Source organism: Oscillospiraceae bacterium, assembly GCA_035353335.1.
GTDB lineage: Bacteria > Bacillota > Clostridia > Oscillospirales > JAKOTC01 > DAOPZJ01.
In genome coordinates this window covers 1-9,234 of the sequence record DAOPZJ010000076.1, presented here as the reverse complement: position 1 = coordinate 9,234, position 9,234 = coordinate 1, and the positions used below count along the sequence as shown (strand labels likewise).

Below are 9,234 nucleotides of genomic sequence, written 5' to 3'. Positions count from 1 at the left end.
ACAATCAAACGATCATCGGAGCAGTACGCCCCTATGTTTTGCCATCAGGGGTAAACCCTTCAGACCGATGGGCAACCACAAAAGAGCCGAGCGGTCTCGCATGATTTTTTTGGAAGGGGTACCCTCCCCCCGATTGGAAAGTTATTGTATACTGCCTTGGTACCGATGGTGGCAGTACAATTACACTGGACATACGCGCGAGGCGGGGGGTAGTTTTTTACTTCCTTTTTCTTTTGTTTTCTGTCGCTTATTTGTCGCTTATTTGTCGCAGATTTTCATATAAACTCATAATAAGCGACAAAAGGATATAAATTCCATTCATTATTTTATGGCTATTTAATGCGGATATTCAGAGTTTATAAATAGCTATAAAAGGTCATATTTCACTCTCATAACCCGAAGGTCACAGGTTCAAATCCTGTCTCCGCAACCAAAAATAAAAAGTGGGGTTCATCCCCGCTTTTTGTTTTTTGGCCGTTGGGCCAACGGGGATAATCCGGTGCGGAATCCGCGTGGCAGGGGAAAATCCGCGCGGCGGGGACGGGGACGGGACTGAACCTTTCAAACTCCTGCCCTTTGCGCCAAATTGCAGCCCGCAAAAAAGCCCTGTGCCAAGCCATGATTCGGCAGTACGGGACTTTTTGTTTTTATAAAAAAGCAGTTTGAAAAGCATCATGAAAGGTTTGAGACATGAAAGGCGATGATGACTTTGACGCTGAGGATACCGCTAACGGACCGGATGCTTTGCCTGATAAACATTAAATTCTTTTATGAAATACTTGATTTTTTGAGGAAAATAAGTTATTGTATCATTAGCACTTCGATATGCCGAGCGCTAAAAATAAATTTACAGAGGTGTTAATCACATGGCTGCAAAACAGTTTAAAACAGAGTCAAAACGCATTTTGGATTTAATGATTCATTCAATTTATACGCACAAGGAAATTTTCTTAAGAGAGCTTATTTCAAACGCAAGCGATGCGATCGACAAATTATATTATATTTCCCTGACGGATCAGAACGTCGGCATGAATCGAACCGATTTTCATATTTTCCTTTCTGTCGATAAAGAAAAAAGAACGCTGACAATAGCCGATAACGGATGCGGTATGACAAAAGAGGATCTCGAATCAAATCTGGGCACAATCGCGAGAAGCGGTTCTCTTACGTTTAAAAAGGAAAATGAAGCAAAAGAAGATATCGATATCATCGGTCAATTCGGCGTGGGTTTTTATTCCGCTTTTATGGTGAGCGAAAAGGTTACTGTCATAAGCAAAGCTTACGGCAGCGAAGAAGCTTATAAATGGGAATCATCCGGTTCCGAAGGCTATACCGTTGCAAGCTGTGAAAAGGACGGCGTCGGCACGGAGATCATACTCAAAATAAAAGAAAACACCGAAGAAGAAAATTATGACGAATTTCTGGAAGAGTACAGAATCAAGTCTGTCGTCGTGAAATATTCCGACTATATCCGTTATCCGATTCAAATGAACACAGAAAAAAGAGCCCTTAAGGAGGGCACCGAGGACGAGTATGAAAGCCGTTTCGAGATTGAAACACTCAACAGCATGGTGCCTATCTGGCGTAAAAATAAAAATGAGCTGACAGATGAAGATTACAACAGCTTCTATAAAGAAAAATATTACGATTATGAAAATCCTCTCATGCATATACACAGCAAAACCGAAGGAACCGCAACGTACAACGCGCTTTTGTTCATTCCCGCCAAGGCCCCCTTTAATTTTTACACAAAGGAATACGAAAAAGGGCTGCAGTTATACGCAAGCGGCGTTTTAATCATGAATAAATGCGCGGATCTTTTGCCCGACCATTTCAGCTTTGTCAAGGGGCTTGTTGACTCCCAGGATTTATCGCTTAATATTTCAAGGGAAATGCTTCAGCATGATCGTCAGCTGAAGCTTATCGCATCAACCATCGAAAAAAAGATCAAGAATGAACTTCTCGGGCTGCTCAGGGACGAACGGGAAAAATATGACGAGTTTTTCAGGAACTTCGGGCTTCAGATCAAGTACGGCCTTTACAACGGCTACGGCGTAAATCGGGAGATGCTGAAAGATCTCGTCATGTTTTATTCATCGAGCGAGAAAAAGCTTGTCACCGTCTCCGAATATATCGGCCGCATGAAGGAAGGGCAAAAATATATTTATTATGCCTGTGGTGAAAGTACGGATAAAATAGAAAAGCTGCCGCAAACGGAGCTTGTGAAAGACAAAGGTTATGAGCTTCTTTATATGACAGACGATGTCGATGAATTTGCGGTGCGAATGCTGACGGATTATGACGGAAAACAGTTTAAGTCCGTTTCAAGCGGCGATTTGGAGCTTGAAACCGATGAAGAGAAAAAGATCAATGAAAAACAGGCAGAGGAACACAAGGATCTGTTTGGCTATATGAAAGATTCGCTTGAAGGAAAAGTTCATGAAGTGCGTTTATCTCAGAGGCTTAAATCCCATCCTGTCTGTTTATCAAGCGAAGGCCCCCTTTCTCTTGAAATGGAAAAAGTCTTAAACGCGATGCCGACCGACAACAAAATGAAAGCCGCGAGAGTTTTGGAGATCAACGCCAATCACCCCATCTTTAAAACGCTCTGCGCGCTCTTTGAAACAGACAAAGAAAAATTGAAAACCTACAGCGGCATTTTATACACGCAGGCTCTGTTAATTGAGGGTATGCCTATTGAAGACCCGGTATCTTTTTCTAATTCAATTTGCGATTTAATGACTGAATAGTTATTTCTTCCGCAAATAAAAAGCAGGGCTGTCCAACACGGAGATAATTTTCAAACTCCTGCCCTTTGGGCCAAATTGCAGCCCACGAAAAAAGGCCCGCGAACCGAAAGGTTACGGGCTTTTTGATTGGGTGTGAATTTGTCGGATTTGTTCGGTTATTTGCTGTTCGGCACCGGGCGCTTTTTCATGGACAGGGATATCCGCTTCTTTACCGGATCCGCCGAGAGGACGTAAACTTTCACGATATCGCCCACCTTGACCACCTCCGACGGGTGCCTGATATAACGGTCGGTCAGCTCGGAGATGTGGACCAGACCGTCCTGATGGACGCCGATATCGACAAAGACCCCGAAGTCGATGACGTTTCTGACCGTTCCCGTCAGCTCCATGCCGGGGACAAGGTCTTCCATGCTCAAAATATCGCTTCTGAGCAGCGGAGGCGGCAGCTCGTCGCGGATATCGCGGCCCGGCTTCATCAATTCGGCGAGGATGTCGCGCAGGGTCGGGACGCCGACGCCGACCGCCTGCGCCACTTTCGATTCTCCCGTTTCCCTGATCATAGAAGGGAGCGTTTGAATTTTTTCGGAGGTGAGATCGGAGACCGTCATCCCGAACCGGTCCAACATCATTTTGGCGGCATCGTAGGATTCCGGATGAACCGATGTATTGTCAAGGACGTTTTTGGCGCCCGGTATGCGCAGAAATCCCGCGGCCTGCTCGTAAGCTTTCGGGCCGAGCTTCGGCACCTTTTTCAGCGCCGGGCGGGAAGCGAAGGGGCCGTTTTCATCCCGGTACGCCACCACATTGGAGGCGACGGCGGCGCCGAGACCGGAGACATAGGTGAGCAGTGAGGCGGAAGCGGTGTTCAGATCGACGCCGACGCTGTTGACGCAGTCCTCGACCACGCCCGTGAGCTCGCTGTCCAGCCGGGCGGCTGGCATATCATGCTGGTACTGCCCTACCCCGATGGATTTGGGATCGATCTTGACAAGCTCGGCGAGCGGGTCCTGCAGCCGGCGGGCGATGGAGACGGCGCTTCTGAGCGAGACGTCAAATTCGGGGAATTCGGCGGCGCCCAGTTTGGAGGCGGAATAGACCGAGGCGCCCGCCTCGTTGACGACCATATAGGATAACGGCGTGTCCGCTTCTTTAATCAGCGAGGCGATAAAGATTTCGGATTCTTTGGAGGCCGTGCCGTTTCCGATCGCGATGACTTCGACGTTGTGCTTTTTAATGAGGTATTTAAGCTCCCGTTTGGCTTCCTCTGTTTTGTTGTGCGGCGGGGTGGGATAGACCACGGTCGTGTCGAGCACTTTTCCCGTCGGGTCGACGACGGCGATTTTGCAGCCGGTGCGGTAGGCGGGGTCGAAGCCCAATACGGTTTTCCCCTTGATCGGAGGGGAAAGCAGCAGCGGTTTCAGGTTCAGCGCGAACATCGAGATCGCCTGCTGATTGGCGGTGTCGGTCAGTTCGGCGCGGATTTCACGGTCCACGGACGGCTTGATCAAGCGGTCCCAGGCGTCTTCGGCCGCCTGCCGCACCCATTCGGACAACAGTGAGGTTCCTTTTACGTAAGCCGTGCAGATCGGCGATAACGCCAAGCCGTCGGCAATTTCGACGTCCACCTTCAAAAACTTTTCCCGCTCGCCGCGGTTGATGGCTAAGATCCGGTGACTCGGTATCTTGCTGACCGGTTCGGAGTATGCGGCGTACATCTCGTAGACCGAGCCCTGATTCTCTTCGGTCTTTTCCGCGCGGGAGGTGATCACGCCGCTTCTTTTGATCAGATCGCGGAGCTGCCCGCGCAGTTTCGGGTCGTCGGAAATGAGTTCGGCGATGATGTCCTTCGCGCCCTCGACGGCCTCTTCGGCGGTATTGACGGAAAGCTCCGGATTGATAAACGGCAAAGCGACGGATAAATCGCCGCCGTTATCCTGTTTCAGGATGAGTTCCGCCAGTGGTTCCAGCCCTTTTTCTTTCGCGATGGTCGCGCGGGTGCGGCGTTTTTGCTTATAAGGGCGATAAAGGTCTTCGAGCACCGACATCGTCGCGGCTTTTTCGATTTCCGCCGCCAGCTCTTCAGTCATTTTGCCCTGCTCGGTGATGCTCTCTTTGATTTTTTGCCTGCGTTCTTCGAACGCGCGCAGATACTGCAGGCGGTCGGCGAGTTCGCGCAGCACCTGATCATCGCAGGAGCCGGTCATCTCCTTGCGGTAGCGCGCGATAAACGGGATGGTGTTTCCGTCGTCGATCAGGGCGATGATATTTTTAACATGCTCCGGTCTGAGCTTGAATTCCGTTGATAAAGCGAGATATTGTTCCACGATTGTTACCTCTTGATTCCTTCTTTTTGATGACAGCATACCATGTTTGTCCCCGGTTTGCAAGAAGCAAGGGGCTGCATTTCTCAAGTGAGTGTTTTTGAATTATATTGCAGTTGTCGGATAAGCTGAATGAACCGCACAGAAAAGATATGTCATGGTCTGCCTCTGAGGAAAAGAAATAAAGAAAGAGCAGAACCCCATCATTTATATAACGCTGAATCCCTTTAAGATCTTTCACCGCGAAATAAGCGGAGAATTCTTCGCCTATTGCAAACTGCAACCATTATCCGTATAATGATCTAAAGCCGATATGATCTTTTTGAATGAATTCGTGAAGAACGAGGAGGAGAATGTTTATGAGTACGCTGACCTTTGCCATTCAAATGGAAACTGACGGAGAGCAGTACTATTTAAAACAAGCAGCGCTTAACAAAGGGACCTCATTGCAGCGCGCGTTTCTTTTGTTGGCCGAGACCGAAAAAAAGCATGCTGATTTGTTGAGAAAAAAAGATATTTCTTCAGATTCTTCAATCAGTGATGACATCCTAAATGCCGAACAGACCGACTTGTTTTCGGGCAAAGACGATTACAAGCGGGAGGCGGAAGTTGTGCCGGGTCAATTGGAGGTATATGCGGTCGCGCTTGATATGGAGCAAAAAAGCATCGATCTGTATCAGAAGATGCTGATCGAAGCTAAGGATAAGCAAGTCAAGCAGCTGATGAAGTTCTTGGTCAAACAGGAACAGGATCACTTTGCCCTTTTTAATGAATTGATCACTTTGCTCAGAAGACCCAAGGACTGGGTTGAAAACGCCGAATTCGGTAACCGCGAAGAGTATTGACGGGTTTGATCGCATGCGCATTCCTTTCAAAGCAATGCCTTTAACAGATTTCAAGTTTTTTAACACACATTATTCATTAGCGCACATGTGATCACAAAAAAGCTCGTAACCATGCGGTTTACGGGCTTTTTAATTAATAGGGGCTTTTATATATTGAAATTTTATTGTAAAAAGCAGCACACCATGCTAAAATGTGCACCATGGGAAGGGGGAAGCCGAATGGTGACGATGGTTACGGCGTCGTATTATCAGCAGTTTGACGCCGATTTTACCCTTGAGTATCCCGGCGAGGGATACGGCGGGTGGAAAAAAGCCGCCCTGCCCGTCGATACGGACAAAACGGCTCTTGTCGTGATGCATGCCTGGGATGCGGGAACCCGTGAAGAGTTCCCCGGCTGGCACCGCGCGGTCGAATACATCCCCCGCGCCCGTCAGATTGCCGACGGTGTTTTAAAAGACCTGCTGGCGGCCGCGAGAGCGCACGGATTTAAGATTTATCACGTCGTCAGCGACACGGTCGCGGACACCGTCGCGGACGGGACATATTATGCCGGCCTCCCCGGAACCAAACGGGCAGAGGACCTTGCCGGTCAGCCGGCTCCGGCTCTCCCGCGGATCCCCGCCGACCGGACCCTGCGGGAACGGGACGCTTTTAAAGCGGATTATTCTTTCCCGGGCCGCCGCAACAAAGCGGATGTGGACAGGGGCTTTGGTCGTATCGGCTTTATCCCCTCGGTCAGGCCGCTCGGTGCGGAACCCGTCGTGAAAAACGCAGGAGAGCTTTTTGCGGTCGCCGCGGCAGACGGCGTCAACCACCTGATATATACCGGTTTTGCCATCAATTACTGTCTGCAGTATTCCCCCGCCGGTATGGCGGATATGGGCCGCCGGGGCTTTCAGTGTTCGGCCGTCCGTCAGGCGGTGACGGCCGTGGAGCGCAAAGAATCCGTCCGTTTTGAGGAGCACAAAGAAACCGCCCTCTGGATGACCGCCATGATGTTCGGTTTTGTCTATGACGCGGACGATATTTTCCGGATGATCAAAAGTCTGCCCGCCGATAACGATTTGGAAAGGGATTATTTTTAATGGAGTTTCAGAAAATCGCGGAGCCCTGCAAAAACTTTTGTTTTATGAGCATGATCGCGTTCAAAGACCCGCTCGACGGGCGCAAGAAGTTGGTGATGAACAGTCTGGCCGCCGGAAGAACGGGGATTTTGATCATCGCGGACCCCGAAAACGCCGAAGCCGGAGAGCTGCTGGAGATGCCGGGCGACGAGGGCGCATGGGCGCTCTTCAATCTGAATGACGAAAAGATTTTGGTCGGCACCTGCGCCCAAAAAGGGTATCTGCACTGTCTGGACCTCAAAACCCGCAGCTGGGCGAAGTCCCTGTCTGTTCCGGGGGAACTCTATATCTGGAATCTGGCGGCCGGCAGCGACGGCATGGTCTACGGCGGCACCTGGCCGGGATGCCGGCTTTTGCGATATGACCCCGAAGCGCATACACTCGCGGATCTTTCGCGCGCGAGCGAAAACGAACAGAACCTCTATTCGAGGATGGTATACGGCGACCCGTACGGCCGCATTTACGTCAGCATCGGTTATGATCACAAGGAGATACGGGTTTGGGATATAAAGTCCGAAAGCTGGAGCACGTTGGATTCCGACGCTTATATCCGGGAGGTCTATCCCGATTTTATCGCGGTCGACAAGCATGGGAAACGGGAATATTATGACCTCAAAACCAACAAAAAAATAGAAAAAGACCTCTCGGGCAAAGAATTTCAGCCCGACAGCCGTTTGAACGATTCCTGCCGGATCTGCGTCCGGGAAGAGGACGGTACGGTTTACGGCACCCGCGGGCAGCAGTATTTTGTCCTCCGCCCGGGCGCGGAGAAACCGGAATATATGAAACTCCGTGTTGAGACCCCTTCCACCGCCATTTTGGAACTGACCCGGCACGATCATAAGCTCTGGGGCGCTAGCGCTTTGGGGCAGACCATTTTTTCTTATGACCCCGAAACCGGTGCCGATTGGAATTCCGATATGGTCTGCGACCGCGGCGGCGAGGTCTACAGCATCGTGCCCATCAAAGGCAAGCTCTTCATGGCCGCCTATTCGGGCGGGGACCATATTGTCTATGACCCCGCTCAGCCCTGGAATCAGATCGAGAATGTAAACCCAAGGACGGTTTTCACCGCCGGGCCCGAAATTTTTATCAGGCCCAGCGGAAAGAGCGTCAAGGGACCGGACGGCGCCTTCTGGACGGCATGGATGGCCCCTTATGGGTTTTACGGCGGCGGAATGACCCGCATTGACCCGACGACCTGTGAGGCAAAGGTCTATAAAGACCTCATCCCGGGTCTTGCCTTCGGCGGACTGGCCTGTGATGAACGGCTGATGTATCTGACGACGGTTCCGGCCGGCAACGGTCTGCCCGAACAGAAGGACAAACAGATGGTGCTTTGCGCGGTAAACACCGACGGGCTAATCGAGCGGCAGACGGTCTTTGAAAAAGGGCTGATCCCCGAACCGTTTACGACGGCGGTCGTCGGGGACAAGCTGATCGTCGGCTTCCGCACCGCGATCGGCATTTACGATAAGAACAGCTTCAAAGAGCTTGCGCGGATCCCCGTCGAAACCAAATGCACGTTTGCCCTCCCTCGTGGGGATGCCCCCTGCGGGAATGAGGCGCTGGTCTTTACTCAGCGGTATCTTTACGTTGTCGATATTGAAAAAGGAGAGATCCTTGAGAAAGCGCTTCTGCCCGTTGCCATCTTCGGCCCCGAAAAGGACCCGCACGGCATGGAAGTGCACTCCGCCGTCTTTGACGAGGCGGGCAATCTCTGGTTCAGCCAGCACGGAGAGCTTTTCCGCAGGCCTTTCAAGGCGTAAAAACAGGCCTTTCAAGGCATAAAAAAAGCCGGAGAGGAAACCCTCTCTCCGGCCCTGCGATATTTATCCGTAAATCTTACGGGCATTTTTACTGAGGATCTTCTCCTTGTCGCCTTCAGCAAGCGCGTCCCTTTGAACTAACAGCAGGGTGCTGTTTACGCAGTTGATCGGGGCCATGGAGGCAAAGAGCAGCTTGTCGGCTCCGACCAGCGCGATCGCCCGTTCGACCGTAAAGAGGCCGTCTTTGAGCCCCGCGGTGTCCATATAGACGTTTCGCAGTTTTTTGATGCTTTCTTTCAGCTCGGTGCATTCCCCGATCCGCAAACTGGAAAGAATGATCGTGCAGTTCTTTTGATGATTGACTAACACGTCAATCTCATCGATTTCCAGCTTTCGGGGCTGAAAAATATAGGTGTTTCGCTCA

At 50.7% G+C, this 9,234-nt stretch carries 6 protein-coding genes; 4 read left to right on the top strand and 2 right to left on the bottom strand.

Annotation, left to right across the window (positions count from 1 at the left end):
• The first annotated feature begins 866 nt into the window (after positions 1 to 866).
• Positions 867 to 2,750 (top strand): molecular chaperone HtpG, encoded by a 1,884-nt coding sequence (htpG, locus tag PKH29_11785; GenBank protein HNX15518.1) that lies wholly within the window; start codon positions 867 to 869, stop codon positions 2,748 to 2,750.
• A 155-nt stretch (positions 2,751 to 2,905) separates the two neighbouring features.
• On the opposite strand, the gene PKH29_11780 is transcribed toward htpG, so the two are convergent.
• Complete coding sequence (locus PKH29_11780) at positions 2,906 to 5,113, bottom strand: Tex family protein (GenBank protein HNX15517.1); 2,208 nt, start codon at positions 5,111 to 5,113, stop codon at positions 2,906 to 2,908.
• A 317-nt stretch (positions 5,114 to 5,430) separates the two neighbouring features.
• Between PKH29_11780 and PKH29_11775 the strand changes: the two genes are divergently transcribed.
• The 3 genes from PKH29_11775 (at position 5,431) to PKH29_11765 (ending at position 8,810) form a co-directional block, all read left to right on the top strand.
• Entirely contained in the window at positions 5,431 to 5,916 is a 486-nt protein-coding gene (locus tag PKH29_11775) for a ferritin family protein (protein HNX15516.1), read from the top strand.
• Positions 5,917 to 6,135: 219 nt separating this feature from the next.
• Positions 6,136 to 7,002 carry a hypothetical protein gene (locus PKH29_11770; GenBank protein HNX15515.1) on the top strand — a complete coding sequence of 289 codons (867 nt, stop codon included), beginning with the start codon at positions 6,136 to 6,138 and terminating at the stop codon, positions 7,000 to 7,002.
• Positions 7,002 to 8,810, top strand: coding sequence for a hypothetical protein (locus tag PKH29_11765; GenBank protein HNX15514.1), 1,809 nt, complete (start codon positions 7,002 to 7,004; stop codon positions 8,808 to 8,810). Before PKH29_11770 ends, PKH29_11765 begins: the two co-directional genes overlap by 1 nt.
• A 63-nt stretch (positions 8,811 to 8,873) precedes the next feature.
• Here PKH29_11765 and PKH29_11760 read toward each other — a convergent pair.
• Positions 8,874 to 9,234: amidohydrolase family protein (locus PKH29_11760; GenBank protein HNX15513.1), on the bottom strand; the 361-nt coding region annotated here is incomplete at its 5' end.

Coding starts and splice junctions, on each gene's coding strand:
- htpG (HNX15518.1), top strand. CDS start 867: ATGGCTGCAAAACAGTTTAAAACAGAGTCAAAACGCATTTTGGATTTA.
- PKH29_11780 (HNX15517.1), bottom strand. CDS start 5,113: ATGCTGTCATCAAAAAGAAGGAATCAAGAGGTAACAATCGTGGAACAA.
- PKH29_11775 (HNX15516.1), top strand. CDS start 5,431: ATGAGTACGCTGACCTTTGCCATTCAAATGGAAACTGACGGAGAGCAG.
- PKH29_11770 (HNX15515.1), top strand. CDS start 6,136: ATGGTGACGATGGTTACGGCGTCGTATTATCAGCAGTTTGACGCCGAT.
- PKH29_11765 (HNX15514.1), top strand. CDS start 7,002: ATGGAGTTTCAGAAAATCGCGGAGCCCTGCAAAAACTTTTGTTTTATG.